Origin of the sequence: Tsukamurella sp. TY48 (genome assembly GCF_019656655.1) — a bacterium.
Taxonomy (GTDB): domain Bacteria; phylum Actinomycetota; class Actinomycetes; order Mycobacteriales; family Mycobacteriaceae; genus Tsukamurella; species Tsukamurella strandjordii.
In genome coordinates this window covers 1,219,219-1,234,533 of sequence record NZ_BPMV01000001.1, presented here as the reverse complement: position 1 = coordinate 1,234,533, position 15,315 = coordinate 1,219,219, and the positions used below count along the sequence as shown (strand labels likewise).

General features: G+C 70.7%; 17 protein-coding genes. 10 read left to right on the top strand and 7 right to left on the bottom strand.

The annotated features are described in order from the left end of the window. Nucleotides 1-7: 7 nt before the first annotated feature. Nucleotides 8-1,135 carry a YbfB/YjiJ family MFS transporter gene (locus TTY48_RS06065; RefSeq protein ID WP_220656642.1) on the top strand — a complete coding sequence of 376 codons (1,128 nt, stop codon included), beginning with the start codon at nucleotides 8-10 and terminating at the stop codon, nucleotides 1,133-1,135. Here the strand turns inward: TTY48_RS06065 and TTY48_RS06060 are convergent. The 4 genes from TTY48_RS06060 to TTY48_RS06045 all read right to left on the bottom strand — a co-directional run bounded on the left by TTY48_RS06060 (nucleotide 1,132) and on the right by TTY48_RS06045 (nucleotide 4,177). Continuing rightward, nucleotides 1,132-2,118 (bottom strand): aldo/keto reductase, encoded by a 987-nt coding sequence (locus tag TTY48_RS06060; protein ID WP_220656641.1) that lies wholly within the window; start codon nucleotides 2,116-2,118, stop codon nucleotides 1,132-1,134. The genes TTY48_RS06065 and TTY48_RS06060 overlap by 4 nt on opposite strands. A gap of 1 nt (nucleotide 2,119) precedes the next feature. Further along, nucleotides 2,120-2,602 carry a MerR family transcriptional regulator gene (locus tag TTY48_RS06055; RefSeq protein ID WP_220656640.1) on the bottom strand — a complete coding sequence of 161 codons (483 nt, stop codon included), beginning with the start codon at nucleotides 2,600-2,602 and terminating at the stop codon, nucleotides 2,120-2,122. Nucleotides 2,603-2,665: 63 nt separating this feature from the next. Continuing rightward, nucleotides 2,666-3,253: a DUF664 domain-containing protein gene (locus tag TTY48_RS06050; RefSeq protein ID WP_220656639.1), complete on the bottom strand. Its 588-nt coding sequence runs from the start codon at nucleotides 3,251-3,253 to the stop codon at nucleotides 2,666-2,668. 132 nt (nucleotides 3,254-3,385) lie between these two features. Continuing rightward, complete coding sequence (locus TTY48_RS06045; protein ID WP_220658471.1) at nucleotides 3,386-4,177, bottom strand: ABC transporter ATP-binding protein; 792 nt, start codon at nucleotides 4,175-4,177, stop codon at nucleotides 3,386-3,388. 42 nt (nucleotides 4,178-4,219) lie between these two features. Here TTY48_RS06045 and TTY48_RS06040 point away from each other — a divergent pair, with 42 nt between their 5' ends. Then, complete coding sequence (locus tag TTY48_RS06040; protein ID WP_220656638.1) at nucleotides 4,220-4,978, top strand: methyltransferase domain-containing protein; 759 nt, start codon at nucleotides 4,220-4,222, stop codon at nucleotides 4,976-4,978. On the opposite strand, the gene TTY48_RS06035 is transcribed toward TTY48_RS06040, so the two are convergent. Then, on the bottom strand, nucleotides 4,968-5,888 hold the full coding sequence (locus TTY48_RS06035) for a LysR family transcriptional regulator (RefSeq protein ID WP_220656637.1): 921 nt from the start codon (nucleotides 5,886-5,888) through the stop codon (nucleotides 4,968-4,970). The two genes, TTY48_RS06040 and TTY48_RS06035, sit on opposite strands and share 11 nt — an antisense overlap. A gap of 72 nt (nucleotides 5,889-5,960) precedes the next feature. Between TTY48_RS06035 and TTY48_RS06030 the strand changes: the two genes are divergently transcribed. The 3 genes from TTY48_RS06030 to TTY48_RS06020 all read left to right on the top strand — a co-directional run bounded on the left by TTY48_RS06030 (nucleotide 5,961) and on the right by TTY48_RS06020 (nucleotide 9,663). Continuing rightward, complete coding sequence (locus TTY48_RS06030) at nucleotides 5,961-7,187, top strand: MFS transporter (RefSeq protein ID WP_255585530.1); 1,227 nt, start codon at nucleotides 5,961-5,963, stop codon at nucleotides 7,185-7,187. Nucleotides 7,188-7,201: 14 nt separating this feature from the next. After that, nucleotides 7,202-7,978 (top strand): LLM class F420-dependent oxidoreductase, encoded by a 777-nt coding sequence (locus TTY48_RS06025; protein ID WP_220656636.1) that lies wholly within the window; start codon nucleotides 7,202-7,204, stop codon nucleotides 7,976-7,978. Between the two features lie 209 nt (nucleotides 7,979-8,187). After that, a complete protein-coding gene (locus tag TTY48_RS06020) occupies nucleotides 8,188-9,663 on the top strand; it encodes a CoA transferase (protein ID WP_255585529.1) in 1,476 nt (491 codons plus the stop codon). Nucleotides 9,664-9,678: 15 nt separating this feature from the next. Here the strand turns inward: TTY48_RS06020 and TTY48_RS06015 are convergent, their stop codons facing one another. Beyond that, entirely contained in the window at nucleotides 9,679-10,539 is an 861-nt protein-coding gene (locus TTY48_RS06015; protein WP_220656635.1) for an SAM-dependent methyltransferase, read from the bottom strand. Between the two features lie 74 nt (nucleotides 10,540-10,613). On the opposite strand from TTY48_RS06015, the gene TTY48_RS06010 reads away from it, so the two are divergent. From TTY48_RS06010 to TTY48_RS05990, 5 genes are all read left to right on the top strand, one after another. Then, nucleotides 10,614-11,228, top strand: a complete 615-nt coding sequence (locus tag TTY48_RS06010) for a TetR/AcrR family transcriptional regulator (protein WP_255585528.1) — start codon at nucleotides 10,614-10,616, stop codon at nucleotides 11,226-11,228. A gap of 10 nt (nucleotides 11,229-11,238) precedes the next feature. Continuing rightward, nucleotides 11,239-11,985, top strand: coding sequence for a phosphoglyceromutase (locus tag TTY48_RS06005; RefSeq protein ID WP_220656634.1), 747 nt, complete (start codon nucleotides 11,239-11,241; stop codon nucleotides 11,983-11,985). Between the two features lie 94 nt (nucleotides 11,986-12,079). After that, complete coding sequence (locus tag TTY48_RS06000; protein ID WP_220656633.1) at nucleotides 12,080-12,376, top strand: GNAT family N-acetyltransferase; 297 nt, start codon at nucleotides 12,080-12,082, stop codon at nucleotides 12,374-12,376. A 62-nt stretch (nucleotides 12,377-12,438) separates the two neighbouring features. Next, nucleotides 12,439-13,626: a cell wall metabolism sensor histidine kinase WalK gene (locus TTY48_RS05995; RefSeq protein WP_344186860.1), complete on the top strand. Its 1,188-nt coding sequence runs from the start codon at nucleotides 12,439-12,441 to the stop codon at nucleotides 13,624-13,626. Beyond that, the gene (locus TTY48_RS05990) at nucleotides 13,623-14,312 is read left to right on the top strand and encodes a response regulator transcription factor (protein ID WP_220656632.1); all 690 of its coding nucleotides are present in this window, start codon (nucleotides 13,623-13,625) and stop codon (nucleotides 14,310-14,312) included. The genes TTY48_RS05995 and TTY48_RS05990 overlap by 4 nt, the downstream gene beginning before the upstream one ends. Nucleotides 14,313-14,454: 142 nt before the next feature. Here the strand turns inward: TTY48_RS05990 and TTY48_RS05985 are convergent, their stop codons facing one another. Beyond that, a complete protein-coding gene (locus TTY48_RS05985; protein WP_220658467.1) occupies nucleotides 14,455-15,270 on the bottom strand; it encodes a hypothetical protein in 816 nt (271 codons plus the stop codon). Nucleotides 15,271-15,315 lie beyond the last annotated feature (45 nt).

The window sequence follows — 15,315 nt, the reverse complement described above, 5'->3', positions numbered from 1 at the left end:
TGGCGTAGTGAATACGCGGCGAATCGGATTCGGAGCACTCGCCGGACTCGCGGCGGCCATGGGACTGGGGCGGTTCGTCTACACCCCGATCCTCCCGCTCATGCAGGAGCAGACCGGCGTCTCATCGAGCTCGACCGCCGTGGTGGCCACGGCCAACTATCTGGGCTACTTCCTCGGTGCCGTGGCGCCGGCGATCTGGCCGAGGATCTCGCGCAGCGCGCTGCTCTTCCGGATCAGCCTGGTGGTCCTGGTGGCCAGCGAGATCGCGATGATCGCCGCGGTGGACGTGCCCTGGTGGTCGGCCGTGCGACTGGTGGCCGGCATCGCCAGCGCCATCGTCTTCGTGTACTGCGCCGGGGCGGTGGCCGGAACCGCCGCCGCGGGAACCGCATTCGCCGGTGTGGGCGTGGGGATCGCGGTCTCCGGGCTCCTCGTGGTGGGGCTGGGCGAGGTGGTCGGATGGCGATCGCTGTGGGTGATCTCCGCCCTCGCGACCGCCGCCTTCGGGCTCGCCGCGTGGCGGGTACCGCCGGGCGGCGCACCCGCCACAGCGTCGCCCGACGGTGCTCGGCCCGGCCTCGCGGGCTGGTCGCTCGGCATCAGCTACTTCCTGGAGGGGCTCGGCTACATCGTGCTCGGCACCTTCCTCGTGGTCGCCGTCGCCGTGGGCGGACAGTCCTGGGAGGGGCCCGCCGCGTGGGTGATCGTCGGCCTCGCCGCGGCCGCCTCGCCCATGCTGTGGGCGCGGCTGCGCCGCTACCGATCGGCCGAGTACCTCCTGGTGGTCGCGCTGCTCCTGCAGGTGGTGTCCGCGGTGCTGCCCGCGCTCGTCGGTGGCCCCGTCGCGGCCGGGATCTCGGCCGTGCTGTTCGGTGGCACCTTCATCGGCGCCGTGATGCTCACGATGGAGGCCGGCGCGGACATCGGCATTCCGCGCTCGGCCGCCGTCCTCACCGCCGCGTACGGCATCGGGCAGATCGTGGGTCCGCTGGTGGTCGCGCCGATGCTCGGCGACGGGTACCGGGCCGCCTTCCTCACCGCCGGCGCCGTCCTGCTCGCCTCCGCCGCGCTCGCCGCCGTGGCCGGGCGAGCGCGGCTCGCGGCTGCGGGGGCGTCGGCCCGGCGCCGCGGCTAGCTGCGCTGCCGCAGCGTGCGCTCCGGCAATCGGCTGCCCGCCGCCGAGAGGGCGGTCAGGGCGGCGAGCTGGTCCGCCGAGAGCGCGACGTCCACCGCGCCGAGGTTGTCGGCCAGGTTCTTCCGCTTCGTGGTGCCGGGGATCGGCACCACATCGTGACCCTGCGCCAGCACCCAGGCGAGCGCGACCTGCGCCGCGGTCACCGTGCGGCCCTCGGTCGAGAGATCGGCCGCGATCGCGTCGATCCGGTCGACCAACCGCAGATTCGCCTCCAGGTTCTCGCCCTGCCAGCGGGGGATGGTGGTGCGGAAGTCGTTGCTCTGCAGGGCCGCGACGGTCGCGGCGCGGCCGCCGGTCAGCATGCCGCGCCCCAGCGGGCTGAACGGCACGAGCGAGGCGCCCACCTCGCGGGCCGCCTGCAGCGGGCCGTCCTCCACATCGCGGGTGAAGATCGAGTACTCCGACTGCAGCGCCGAGATCCGGTGCACGGCGGCGGCTTTGCGGATGTCCTCGGCGGAGGCCTCGGAGAGCCCCAGGGCACGCACCTTGCCCGCGGCCACCTGCTCGGCCATCGCGCCCACCGTCTCCTCGACGGGCACCTGCGGATCGACACGGTGCAGGTAGTACAGGTCGATCACGTCGATGCCGAGGCGGCGCAGCGAAGCATCCACGCAGCCCGCGACGCGCTCCGGGCGGCCGTCGAGCCCGATCGGTCGTTGGTTCTCATCGTTGATGAAGCCGAACTTGGTGGCCAGCACCACCTCGTCGCGCCGCGCGGACAGGAAGCCCGCGAGGAACTCCTCGTTGGCGCCGTTGCCGTACATGTCGGCGGTGTCGAGGAGGGTGACGCCGGCATCGACGGCGGCGTTGAGGGTGGCGAGCGATTCGGCGTTGTCGGGGGTGCCGTAGGCGTGGCTCATGCCCATGCAGCCGAGGCCGAGCGCCGAGACGGTGAGGTCGCCGAGGGTGCGGGTGGGGAGCATGTCAATCCTCCTGGGAGTCGGTGGTGGCGGCGCAGTCGCCGAGGGCGCCGCCGTAGGTGGCGATCTTGTAGTCGATCACCGCGAGCGAGTACTTCAGGTCTTCGATCTGCGCGGCGGTCCGGGCCCGGTGCGCCGTGAGTAGCGCGAGCCTGGCCGGCACCGTCTCCTCGCCGGCCTCGACCAGCCGGATGTACTCGGTGATGTCGGCGATCGGCATGCCGGACAGGCGGAGCCGGGTGAGGAAGATGACCCGCGAGATGGCGCGCGGCCCGTACCGGCGGTGCCCGGCACCGTCGCGATCGACGGTGACCAGGCCGATCCGCTCGTAGTACCGCAGGGTGTGCCCGGTGACACCGGTCAGCTCGGCCATCTCGGCGACGGTGAGCGGACCGTCGTTCACCGGACCCGCGAGCAGGTCACTCAGGTCGGGCAACGGCGCGCGGGAGCCGAGTAGGGCGGTGAGTTCTTCGGTGATTGCGACCACGTGAGCAACGCTAGGCCTTCGAGCGCACTCGAAGTCAACAGCTGTGCGCCACTCCGTCGTCGGCTACTCCGAGGGTGGGGTCCAGGGCTGGACGAAGCCCAGGTCACCCATGCCCTCGGCCCCGGCCACCAGTTCGTACATCGTGGCGCCGTCGATCTGCTCGCGGATGATGTCGCCGTGCCCGGCGTGCCGGCCCACCTCCTCGATGATGTGCAGCAGCACCCAGCGCACCGTCCAGCCCTCGAGATCGGGCGGGAACCACGGCGCCTTCGGGGTGGGCACGATCAGGTCGAGGTCGGCGGTGTCGGCCGCGGCGAGGGCGCGGGCCGCCACGGCGTCGTACGCGGCCAGGATCGAGGCGAGGGTGTCGTCGGCGGTCACCACGAAATCGCTGCCGTAGGCGGCCTGCGCGGCCTCCACATCGAGCGGGGGCTCGCCCGGCGCGGCCTCGATCTTCTCGACCCAGCCGCCGACCGAATCGGTGACGTGCTTGAGCAGGCCGCCGATCGTCAGCTCGCTGCGGGCGGGGGAGAGGCGGATCTGCTCCTCGGTCAATCCGTACGAGGTGTGCCGCAGACCGTCGAGCTGCTGGGCGATGAAACCGCGCAGGCCTGCGCGTTCGGTATCGGCGGCGGGGGCGAGGAAGGGCATGGCGTGCTCCTGGGCGTGCGGGGGCCGGTGGTGGTGGTCCCAGTCAACCGCGAACCACCGGCACTGTCCCGCATGCCGAGAAAATTCCCCCGCGGGGCATCCGGAAGCCCCGGTCCTGCGTGCTGCGGACCGTCAGCGTGAGATCGCGGTCCACCGCCCGTGCTGGCGGTCGATCGTGATCGGGTGATCGAAGGCGGCGCTGATCCGCTCGGTGGTCAGTACATCGGCCACCGGACCGGCCGCGGTGAGCACGCCGTCGCGGATGAGCACGGCGTGCGTGGTGGTCACCGGGATCTCCTCCAGGTGGTGCGTCACCAGGATGGACGCCAGCTCGGGATGCGCGCGGCGGGTGCCGTCGACGGAGGTCAACAGTCGCTCGCGGGCGGCGAGGTCGAGGCCGGTGGCCGGCTCGTCCAGCAGCAGTAGATCCGGCTCGCCCATCAGCGCGCGGGCGATGAGGGCGCGGCCGCGTTCACCCTGGGACAGGGTGGGCCACACCGAATCCGCATGCCGCGTCATCCCCAGCGATTCGATCAGCTCGTCGGCGCGCGCCCGCTGCGCCGGCGTGGGGGCCCAGCGCGGCGGGAACTCCGGCGTGTTCGTGACGCCGGTGATCACCACATCGCGCACCGTGAGCGGCACGTCCAGGCGGTGCCGCGGGTTCACGTGCCCGATGTGCGTGCGCAGCTCGCGCATGTCGACCCTGCCGAGCCGCTTGCCCAGCACGTCGACGGTGCCGCGGGTGGGGTGGGTGACCGCACCGCACAGACCGAGCAGCGTCGACTTGCCGGCGCCGTTCGCGCCCAGCAACACCCAGTGCTCGCCGCGGCGAACCGTGAGCGAGACGTCGTCGAGGAGCTTGCGCCCGTTGCGGACCAGATCCACGTGGTCGATGCTCAGAACATGCGGGCTGTCGGTCGAGATGCTCACGCAGTGCACCTTACAACTAAATGATTGGATGATTCTATGACTAATCACCGGTGGGATCCGTCGCAGTACCTCAAGTTCGGTGACGAGCGGACGCGTCCCTTCGTGGACCTGATCGCGCGCATTCCGGGCGATGCGCGCACCGTGGTCGACCTCGGCTGCGGCGCCGGGAACGACGTTGCGCCCCTGCGGGCCCGCTTCCCCGGGGCGGCGATCCACGGAGTCGACTCCAGCGCGGAGATGATCGACCGCGCCCGGTCCGACATCCAGGATCCGAACGTCACCTTCGAGGTGGCCGACGCCGCCGCCTGGCGCCCCGACGGTGCGCGCCCCGACGTGATCGTCTCCAACGCCATGTTCCAGTGGATCGACCGGCACATCGAGCTGTTGCCCGGCATCGCCGACGCGGCCGCGCAGGCCTTCGCCTTCCAGGTTCCGGGCAACCAGGACGCGCCCTCGCACGCCCTGCTGGCGGAGGTCGCCGCGGAGTTCGGCATCACCGGCTACCGCACGGTGGACGTGCGCGACCCCGCGGAATACCTGGCCGCACTGCACCGTCCGGGCTGGACCGTGGACGTCTGGGAGACCACCTACCTGCACGTGCTGCAGGGCGCGGACGCGGTCTTCGAGTGGATCTCCGGCACCGGCGCGCGGCCAGTGCTCGCCCGGCTCGACGGTGCGGTCAAGGACGACTTCGTCGCCCGCTACAAGGCCGAACTGAACCGGGCCTACCCGCCGCAGGAGTACGGCACGGTGCTGCCCTTCCGGCGGATCTTCGCCGTGGCCGCTAGGAACTGATCGCCTCGTCGGACTGGGCGATCGCGTAATCGCGGAAGGACCGCACGGCCCGCGAGAGCGCCACGTCCGGCCGCCAGATGATGCCCACCTCGCGGGTGGGCGCCGGCCCCGACATCGGCACCAGCGACAGCCCCGCAGGCAGCAGGGGGTTGCGGTCCATCGGCAGCAGCGCCACCCCGAGCCCCGCCGCCACCAGTCCGGCGACGGTGAACGACTCCGACGATTCGAAGGTGATCCGCGGACGGAATCCGGCAGCGGCGCAGCGCTCTTCGAGGATGCGGCGCATACCGAACTCCGGGTGCATGGTGATGAAATCGGCGTCGGACGCTTCGGACAGGTGCACCGAACTGCGCCCCGCCAACGGATGGTCGGCGGGTACCGCGAGCGCCAGCCGCTGGACCGTGAGCAGGCTCCACGCGACGGCGCCCGTGGTGGGGCGCGGCGAGACGATCGCGAGATCGGCCTCGTCGGCCAGCACCAGATCGGTGATGGTGCCCGCGGCGAACTGGGAGAGCTCGAAGGTGACCCGCGGCTCGCGCGCCCGGAAGCCGGAGACCAGCTGCGGGACCATCGCGACGCCGAAGGAATGCAGGAAGGCCAGCCGGATGGTGCCCTGCGACGGGCTGCGCAGGTCGGCGATCTGCGCCCGCGCCGCCTCCAGTTCGGCGTGCGCGCGCCGCGCGTGATCGAGGTAGATCTCGCCGCTGGCATTGAGCACGAGGCGGCCGTGCCGCCGGTCGAACAGCGGGGTGCCGAGATCGGCTTCGAGCCGCGCGAGGGTCCTCGACAGGGTCGGTTGGGTGATCCGCAGCAGGGCGGCGGCGTCGGTCATGTGCGCCGTCTCGGCCAGGGTGATGAACCTCACCAGGTCGTCCGCGGTGTTCGCCGCGGATCGCTCACCTGCAACCATGCGTCTTGTCTATCAGAGTCGTCAAAGACATGCATTTCACACATCGACGGGCCGGGGGGCAATGTCGGGCCCGTGACCGCCACCGTCGACCCCGCCACCGCCGCACCGCTGCGCGCCGGGACGCCCGCGTACCGTCGCACCACCCTGGCGCTGTTCGTGGCCGGGCTCACCACCTTCGGATCGATGTACTCGACCCAGGCCGTGTTGCCCGAGCTGACGCGCGTCTTCGGCTCCGCGCCCGCGACCTCCGCCCTCGCCGTCTCGGTGACCACCGGGCTGCTCGCGCTCACCATCATCCCGGTGAGCGCGCTCTCCGAACGGTTCGGCCGCACCCGGGTGATGACGGCCTCCGCCGTACTCGCCGTGCTTCTGGGGCTGGCGATTCCGCTCTCGCCCTCGCTGCCGGTGCTGCTCGGGCTGCGCGCCCTGCAGGGAGTCGCCCTGGCCGGAGTGCCCGCGGTGGCGATGGCCTACCTCGCGGAGGAGGTGGACGGCCGCGATCTCGGTGGCGCCATGGGCCGCTACGTGGCGGGCACCACGATCGGCGGGCTGCTGGGCCGCGTCGTCACCGCAGTCGGCCTCGACGTGCTGCCCTGGCGCGGCGCCATGGAGGTCTTCGCGGTGCTCGCCGCGGTGCTCACCGTGGTGATGATCCGCTCGCTCCCCGCATCCCGGTTCCACACGCCCGCACCGATTTCGGTCTCGACGACGGTGCGCGGCATGGCCGGGCACGTGCGGCGGCCCGCGCTCGCCGTGCTGTTCGTGCTGGCCTTCCTGCTGATGGGCGGCTTCGTCAGCGTGTACAACTTCCTGGGCTTCCGGCTGCTGGCCGCACCGTTCGGATTCTCCGCGGGCGTGGTGGGCCTGGTCTTCCTCATCTACCTCGCCGGAACCTGGTCGTCCGGCGCGGCCGGACGGCTCGCCGACCGGATCGGCCGGCGGCGGGTACTGCTGGCCGCGATCGCCGCCATGGGGATCGGTCTGTTGATCACGCTCCCCGACACCGTCCCGACGGTGCTGCTCGGCGCGGTGGTGCTGACCGCCGGGTTCTTCGCCGCGCACAGCGTGGCCAGCGGCTGGGTGGGCGCGCTCGCCACCGAACACCGCGCGGAGGCCTCGTCGGGCTACCTGTTCTGCTACTACGCGGGCTCGTCGGTGCTCGGCGCCGCCGCCGGCATCGCCTTCAGTGCCGCCGGGTGGACCGGCATCGTGATCGCCGTGGGGGCCGCGCTGGTGCTGGCCGGGGCCCTCGCGGCGGCCGTGCTGCCCGGTTCGACCGGCGAACCGGCGCGGGACTGAGTAGCGTCGAAACCATGCGCATCGGAGTCCAACTTCAGCCCCAGCACTTCACCGAATACCAGCAGCTCCGCGACGCCGTCGCCAAGCTCGAGGAGCTCGGCGTGGACGTGGTCTACAACTGGGACCACTTCTTCCCACTGTCCGGCGATCCCGACGGCACGCACCTCGAATGCTGGACCATGCTCGCCGCATGGGCCGAGCAGACCTCGCGCGTGGAGATCGGCGCGCTGGTCACCTGCAACAGCTACCGCAACCCCGACCTGCTCGCCGATATGGCGCGCACCGTGGACCACATCTCGAAGGGCCGCCTGATCCTGGGCATCGGCTCGGGCTGGTTCCAGCGCGACTACGACGAGTACGGCTACGAATTCGGCACCGCCGGTTCCCGACTCGACGACCTGGCGACTGCCTTGCCGCGGATCAAGGCCCGCTGGGCCGAGCTCAACCCCGCGCCCACCCGCGACATCCCGATCCTGATCGGCGGCGGTGGGGAGAAGAAGACGCTGCCCCTGGTGGCCGAGTACGCCTCGGTGTGGCACTACTTCGTGGACCTGGAGACCTACCGGCACAAGTCCCGGGTGCTCGCGGACGCCTGCGGGGCCATCGGCCGCGATCCGAAGTCCATCGCGCACAACGTGGCCATCCCGCGCGGCTCCAGCGCGGACGAGGCCATCGCCTTCGCCGATCTGCTCGTGGCCGAGGGCGCCACCGAGTTCACCGCTGAGCTCGCCGCCCCCGATTTCGATTACACCGTGATCGAGGCCCTGCTGCGCTGGCGCGACACGCAGTAGATCGCACGGCCCCGCGGGCGGGACGCTGGCAACGTTCGTAGTCGGTTGTAGCCCGCAACGGCGGGGCCGTGTACGCGGAATGGTGAACTGGCCATGATGAATTCGGCCGCCATTCACTTTACGCGGTTAACGATCGCGTTTGTCGCAGGTTGGGTTCAGGTGCCCGCGAGTGCCGACGACGGGCGCCCCGCCTGGAGTCTGCTGGGGACATGCCCAACGAACGAGTGACCCCGAACCTGACCGCCGCCCCCGACGTCCGCACCGACTTCGCCGCCCTGCTCGCCGGCGTGGGGCTCGACGCACGCGATACCGGCGGGGAGGTGAATTTCACTGGGGCCGACCCGATCCTGCCCAGCCGCCACCGACTGGGCGCGATCATGGCGATGGGCATGATGGCGCCCGCCGTGGCCACCCAGATCCTGTACCGGATGCGGGGAGGTCCGGCCCAGGACCTCTCCGTGGACCTGAGACAGGCAGTCTCCCATATCAATCCGATGTACAACTTCACAACCACGGCCGGCGGATACCCCTACTACTCGCCCGTCGCCACCATCGGCAAGGCCCTCGGCTTCGGGATCTACCCCACCAAGGACGACCGGTGGTACCTGCCCACCGCCGTCTATCCGCACATGTACCGCGACTGGGTCGGGTTGCTGCAGACCGGAATCGACCAGGAATCGGTCGCGAAGGCGATTGCGACCTGGAACGCGCAGGAGCTGGAGGACGCCGCCGCGGAGCGCGGCATGGTGGGCACCATGATCCGGTCGCGCGAGGAATGGCTCGCCCACCCGCAGGGCGCCTACCTCGCACAGACGCCGATGATCGAGATCATCAAGATCGGCGACAGCGAGCCCGAACTCCCGCCGCTCGCCGATCCCGCGCGCCCGCTGTCCGGCTTCACGGTGGCCACCATGACGCACGTGATCGCCGGCCCCGTCGCTGCGCGCACCCTCGCGGAGCAGGGCGCGCAGGTGTTGGATCTGGCCCGCCCCGATCCCGAGATCGACCTGATCCTGCTCGACACCCACCTCGGATTCCGCTCCACCTACAGCGACCTGCAACAGCAGTCGTACGTCGACCAGGCCCGCGACCTCATCTCCGGCGCCGATGTGGTGATCGAGAACTACCGCGGACGCAAGATCAGCGACTTCGGACTGTCGGCCGAAGCGGTCGCCGACCTGCGGCCGGGGATCGTGTACGCCTCCGTACGCGGATTCGGCTGGGACGGGCCGTGGTCCGACCGTGGCGGCTTCGACATGGACGCCAACTGCTGCACCGGATACGCCACCTACGAGGGCGGCGACGGCGCACCCAAACTCCCGCCGACGATCATCCTCAACGACTACCTCGCCGGGTACCTCACCTCCCTCGGTGTGCTCGCCGCCCTGAAGCTGAGGGCGGAGCAGGGCGGCAGCTACCACGTGCGTACCTCGCTGTCGCGGTTCTCCATGTGGTACTCGGAACTGGGCCTGTTCGACCAGGCGTACGTGGACGAGACGATCGCGCACCCCGACCACCAGCCGATCGCCCCGGAGGCCTACGACTTCGTGAGCGGCTACGGCAAGCAGCACCGTCTGGCCCCCGGGGTCGCGTACTCGGCGACGCCGGGCCGCTGGGCGATCCCGTCGAACCCCACGCTGGTGCCGCTCGGCGCCTCCGACCCCGCGTGGCTCCCGCCGTACTGAGTGACAGCGCGCGTGCTAACTCCCGAGCTCCGCAGGACACAGGGTCACCACGGCGCTGAAGGGGGCATCGCCGGGGTCCCGGGGATCGGGCTGCGGTCCCGCGGCCAGACGGTGCGCCTGCGGCGTTTCGAACCGGCCGAGGGCCACGGCGGCGGGGAAGATCGGTTCGATCCGCTCTGCCGCCCACCCGCGCTCCTCGAAATGCGCCACCCCGTCCGCGGGCAGGAAGCGCCACGGGGCGGACCTGAGGAGGCCCCGATTGCGCTCGGCCATCAGTGATCCCACGCCCGCGGTGCTGAGGTCGAAGGACCAGCGATCGACTCCGGCTGCCAGCAGGTCCGCCGTCAGCGCGTCCGCCTCGGCGGGGGAGAGGTACATGATCAGCCCCTCCGCGAGGACCAGCGTGCGGGCCGGCCCGACCTCGTCGAGCACGGATCTGAGACCGCCGTCCGCCAGGTCGAGCAGCACGCGCCGCAACCGGCAGCGCGGCACCTCGTCCCGGAGCGCCGCCTCCTTCTCGGCGATCAGCGCGGGCAGATCGACCTCGATCCACTCCAGATCGGCGGGCAGGTCGAGCCGGTACGGGCGGGCGTCGAGCCCCGCGCCCAGATTGACCACCGCCTCGAATCCCTCGGCGACCGCGGCGAGGACCGCGCGATCGAGCAGCACCGTGCGCGCCACGAGGTACCAGCCGTCGCCGCCCGCGGCGGCCGGTGCCGCGGCGGCCCGCTCCGCGATCTCGCGACCGCGACGGCCCGCGAGCCCCGCCGCGAGGTGATCGTGGAACAGCGCGTCCGGCCGGGCGGATTCCACCGCACGCTGATGGGCCACCCAGCGGGCCGTGTCGTCGACGGCGCGCACTTCGATGTCGGTCATGGCACTCCAATCCTCTATGAACGTAGAGTCTCTATAGTTATAGAGGAAGTGCAGTGGCGGCGGAAGGGGTGGGCATGGACGAACGGCGGACGGCGATCTGCGAGGCGGTGCTCGACCTCGCGGCGGACGGCGGCAATCGAGCGGCCACGCACGGCGCGGTCGACCGCGGGCTCGACCTGCCCAAGGGGTCCACGTCGTACTACTACCGGACCCGCTCCGACCTGCTGAGAGCCTCCATCGAGCACCTGGCGACCCGCTCCCGTACCGCCTTCGACCGGGCCGTGCCGAGCACCGTCGACCTCGAGACCGCCGCCGACGTGATGGCCGCCCAGCTCGACCAGCTGCTCGCCGAACGTCGACGCGACGCCCTCGCCCGCTACGCGCTCGCGCCGGACGCCGTCGCGGAGGGGCTCGCCGAGCCGCTCGCCACGTGCCTGTTCTCGACGCCGCTCGCCACCGGACTGCTCGCCGAACTCGGCGCACCGCAGCCCGGCGTCGCCGCCCGCGACCTGATCAGCCTGCTGGAGGGACTGCTGTTCGACCGGCTGTACGGCACCCGATCGATCGGCGGACCCGCGGCGGGAACCCCGGACAGCCGCGCCGACCTCCGCGGGCCGGTGCACCGGCATCTGCTCGCCGCGTGCGGTGATCGCACCGTCGACCCGGCCGGCCGACACCGTCCCCACTAAGCTGACCGCCATGACCTACGGCACCTTGATCCTGCTCCGTCACGGCGAGAGCGAGTGGAACGCGTCCAACCAGTTCACCGGCTGGGTCGATGTGGCGCTGACGGAGAAGGGTCGCGGCGAGGCCGCCCGCGGCGGCGAGCTGCTCAAGGCGAAGGGCCTGCTCCCGGACATCGTCTACACCTCGCTGCTGCGCCGCGCCATCACCACCGCGAACCTCGCGCTGGACGCCGCCGACCGGCACTGGATCCCCGTGGTCCGCGACTGGCGCCTCAACGAGCGCCACTACGGCAAGCTGCAGGGCCTGAACAAGGCGCAGACCAAGGAGCAGTTCGGCGACGAGCAGTTCATGCTGTGGCGCCGCAGCTACGACACCCCGCCGCCCGCGATCGACCCCAACAACGAGTACAGCCAGACCGACGACGCGCGCTACGCCAAGCTGCCCAGCGTGCCGCTCACCGAGTGCCTGCTCGACGTGGTGAACCGCTTCATCCCCTACTACCAGGCCGTGATCGAGCCGCAGGTGGCCGAGGGGAAGACGGTACTCGTGGCCGCCCACGGCAACTCGCTGCGCGCGCTGGTCAAGTACCTCGACGGCATCTCCGACGCCGATATCGCCGGCCTGAACATCCCCACCGGCATCCCGCTGGCCTACGAGTTCAACGCCGACGGCACCGTCGCCAACCCGGGCGGCACCTACCTCGACCCCGAGGCCGCCGCAGCCGGCGCCGCCGCCGTGGCGAACCAGGGCGGCAAGTAACACCAGCGGACCACCGAGGGGCGGTACCGAATTTCGGTACCGCCCCTCAGTATTTACACAGCCATCACCGCCGCCGAGGCGCTAGCGTTGATACATGGCTGACGTGACTGTGACCCACTCCCCCCAGGAGGAGCGCTACGTGCTCACCGTCGACGGCGAGCAGGCGGGCTACCTCGACTACCTCGACGAGGTGGACGTGCGCCTGCTGACCCACACCGTGGTCGATGAGGCGTACGGCGGAAACGGCTATGCGGCACTCCTCACCAAGGCTGCTCTCGACGACGTCCGCGACTCCGACAAGCGCGCCCGCGCGGTGTGCTCGTACGTCGCGAGCTACGTGGAGAAGCACCCCGAGTACGCCACCGTTGTCGAGGTGGCCGCCGACCGGTAACCCCCGGTTCACTCGCCGTTCTCGCGAAATGCAAAGGCGGCGAACCTGGGTACACTATTCGCGTGACTTTGGCCCTCTGTGCGGTGTCCGCCCTGGCGGGCGCCCTGATCGGGTGGCTGGCGCATCGGGTCCGTGAGCGGGTGACCGCGCCGCCGGCCGCATCCCCGAGCCGGATGACGGTGGCCGAGCTCCAACGCGAGGTGCTCCAGGAGTCGCCCACCGGCCTCGTCGTGGTCGATCGCTTCCGCGACGTGATCCTGTTCAACCACCGCGCCGCCGAATTCTCATTGGTCCGCGACCAACTCCTCGACGACCGCGTCTGGGACACCGCCTGCCGGGTTCTCGACACCGGGGCGCCCGGCACCGTCGAGCTCACGGTGACCCGGCGCGCCGACCGGGCCGGCATCGCCGTCCGCTGCCGGGTGGAGCTGATCACCGGCAGCGAGCCCGACGAGCGCTACGCCGTGGTCTACGCCGACGACGACACCGAGAACAAGCGCATGGAGGCCACGCGCCGCGACTTCGTGGCCAACGTCTCGCACGAACTCAAGACCCCCGTGGGCGCGATCGGCCTGCTCGCCGAGGCGCTCCTCGAATCCGACGACGATCCGGAAGCCGTGCGGCACTTCGGCTCCCGCGTGCTCGCCGAATCCACCCGGATGGGCAACATGGTCAACGAGCTGATCGCGCTCTCCCGCCTGCAGGGCGCCGAGAAGCTGCCCGACCTCGGCACCGTCGAGGTCGACGACGTGGTCGGCGAGGCCGTGGCGCGCGCCCAGGTGGCCGCCGAGGCGAACAACATCACGCTCATCGTCGACGAGCCCTCCGGCCTTGAGATCCGCGGCGACGACACCCTGCTGCTCACCGCGCTCGCGAACCTGATCTCCAATGCCATCGCGTACTCGCCGCAGGGCACGCAGGTCTCGATCAGCCGCCGCGGCCGCGTGATCGACGGCGCCGCCTCGGTGGAGATCGCGGTGACCGATCGCGGGATCGGCATCGCCCCCGAAGACCAGGAGCGCGTCTTCGAGCGCTTCTTCCGCGTCGACAAGGCGCGCTCCCGGATGACGGGCGGTACCGGACTCGGACTCGCCATCGTCAAGCACGTCGCTGCCAACCACGGCGGCACCATTAAGCTCTGGAGCAAACCGGGAATGGGATCGACGTTCACGCTGGTGTTGCCGGCGTTGACGGAGTCCGGCCCGGAGAGCTCGGAGCAGGAAGACCACAGCGAGGAAGTACTGCGGTGACACACGTACTGATTGTCGAAGACGAGGAGTCGCTGGCCGACCCTCTGGCGTTCCTGCTCCGCAAGGAGGGATTCGAGACCACCGTCGTCACGGACGGTGCCGAAGCGCTCCGTCATTTCGACTCCGCCGGCGCCGATATCGTGCTGCTCGACCTCATGCTCCCCGGCATGAGCGGCACCGATGTCTGCAAACAACTGCGCGCCCGCTCGTCGGTGCCGGTCATCATGGTGACCGCCCGCGACAGCGAGATCGACAAGGTGGTCGGCCTGGAACTGGGCGCCGACGACTACGTCACCAAGCCCTACTCGGCGCGCGAGCTGATCGCCCGCATCCGCGCGGTGCTGCGGCGCGGCGCCGACACCGCGGGCGCGGACGGTCTGGACGACGGGGTGCTCGAGGGCGGCCCCGTGCGGATGGACGTCGAGCGGCACGTGGTCACCGTCGGGGGAGACGCCGTGACCCTGCCGCTCAAGGAGTTCGACCTGCTCGAGTACCTGCTGCGCAACAGCGGGCGCGTGCTCACCCGCGGGCAGCTCATCGACCGGGTCTGGGGCGCCGACTACGTGGGCGACACCAAGACCCTGGACGTGCACGTCAAGCGCCTGCGCAGCAAGATCGAGGCCGATCCGGCCAACCCGAAGCACCTGGTCACCGTCCGGGGGCTCGGCTACAAACTTGAGCCCTGAGCCCTGAGCCCGGCGGTCGCCCCACCCGGGGCACCGCCATTTCTCCACCCCCGCTGACTTAACAGCGTTATCCGTAGACGAAAGCCCAGGACGCGGTGTGGGCTAACGCTGTTAAGTCAGGTGTGGGGCTCGGGAGTGGGGGTCAGAGCTCGACGTACTTCATGTCGAAGTTCTGGCGCTCGGTGGCGGCGACGGTGGCGGGGTGCACCGCGAGCAGACGGTCGGCGCGGGCCTCGCACTCGCGGGCCAGCACCTCGTAGGCGGCCTCGCCCAACAGCTCGGTGAGCTCCGGGCCGTAGCTCTGCCACACCTGCTGCGCGCCGATGTGCGCCTCCGGCGAGCCGCTGCAGTACCACTGCAGATCCAGACCGCCGGCGCCCCAGCCGCGCCGGTCGTACTCCGTGATCACCGTCTTGAGCACCTGCTCACCGTCCGGCCGCTCCACCCACTCCTGGGTGCGGCGCACCGGAAGTTGCCAGCACACATCGGGTTTCACTGTGAGCGGTTCCACGCCGGTGCGCAGCGCCATGGCGTGCAGCGAGCAGCCCTCACCGCCCGGGAAACCCGGACGGTTGAGGAAGATGCAGGCACCGTCGACCCGGCGGGTGCGGATCGCGGGCTCATCGTCGAGCTCGTCCTCCTCGAGGTAGCCCTTCTTGCCCAGCCCCTTCTTCCGGTACTGCCAATCCGCATCGGTGAGCTTGCCGACCGCCTTCTTCAGGCGCTTGCGGTCGTCCGAATCGGAGAGGAAAGCGCCGTGGCTGCAACAGCCGTCGGTCTCGCGGCCCGGCTCGATGCCGTGGCACGCGGGCGTGCCGAAGACGCACGTCCAGTGCGAGAGCAGCCAGGTCAGGTCGGCCACGATCAGGTGCTCGGGATTCGACGGGTCCGTGAACTCGAGCCATTCACGCGGAAAGTCCAGGGGGACTTCCGGGACAGGAGTCCGCACACCCGGCATGGGAAGGTCGGTCACGGGGTCCACGGTAGTCGGGTCTAGATTGGC

What these genes read in the sequence shown, in the direction of transcription:
- TTY48_RS06015 (WP_220656635.1), bottom strand. Translation starts at nt 10,539, where the DNA reads ATGACCGACATCGAAGTGCGCGCCGTCGACGACACGGCCCGCTGGGTG.
- TTY48_RS06025 (WP_220656636.1), top strand. Translation starts at nt 7,202, where the DNA reads ATGCGCATCGGAGTCCAACTTCAGCCCCAGCACTTCACCGAATACCAG.
- TTY48_RS06010 (WP_255585528.1), top strand. Translation starts at nt 10,614, where the DNA reads ATGGACGAACGGCGGACGGCGATCTGCGAGGCGGTGCTCGACCTCGCG.
- TTY48_RS05985 (WP_220658467.1), bottom strand. Translation starts at nt 15,270, where the DNA reads ATGCCGGGTGTGCGGACTCCTGTCCCGGAAGTCCCCCTGGACTTTCCG.
- TTY48_RS06050 (WP_220656639.1), bottom strand. Translation starts at nt 3,253, where the DNA reads ATGCCCTTCCTCGCCCCCGCCGCCGATACCGAACGCGCAGGCCTGCGC.
- TTY48_RS06040 (WP_220656638.1), top strand. Translation starts at nt 4,220, where the DNA reads ATGACTAATCACCGGTGGGATCCGTCGCAGTACCTCAAGTTCGGTGAC.
- TTY48_RS06005 (WP_220656634.1), top strand. Translation starts at nt 11,239, where the DNA reads ATGACCTACGGCACCTTGATCCTGCTCCGTCACGGCGAGAGCGAGTGG.
- TTY48_RS06000 (WP_220656633.1), top strand. Translation starts at nt 12,080, where the DNA reads ATGGCTGACGTGACTGTGACCCACTCCCCCCAGGAGGAGCGCTACGTG.
- TTY48_RS06035 (WP_220656637.1), bottom strand. Translation starts at nt 5,888, where the DNA reads ATGGTTGCAGGTGAGCGATCCGCGGCGAACACCGCGGACGACCTGGTG.
- TTY48_RS06020 (WP_255585529.1), top strand. Translation starts at nt 8,188, where the DNA reads ATGCCCAACGAACGAGTGACCCCGAACCTGACCGCCGCCCCCGACGTC.
- TTY48_RS06060 (WP_220656641.1), bottom strand. Translation starts at nt 2,118, where the DNA reads ATGCTCCCCACCCGCACCCTCGGCGACCTCACCGTCTCGGCGCTCGGC.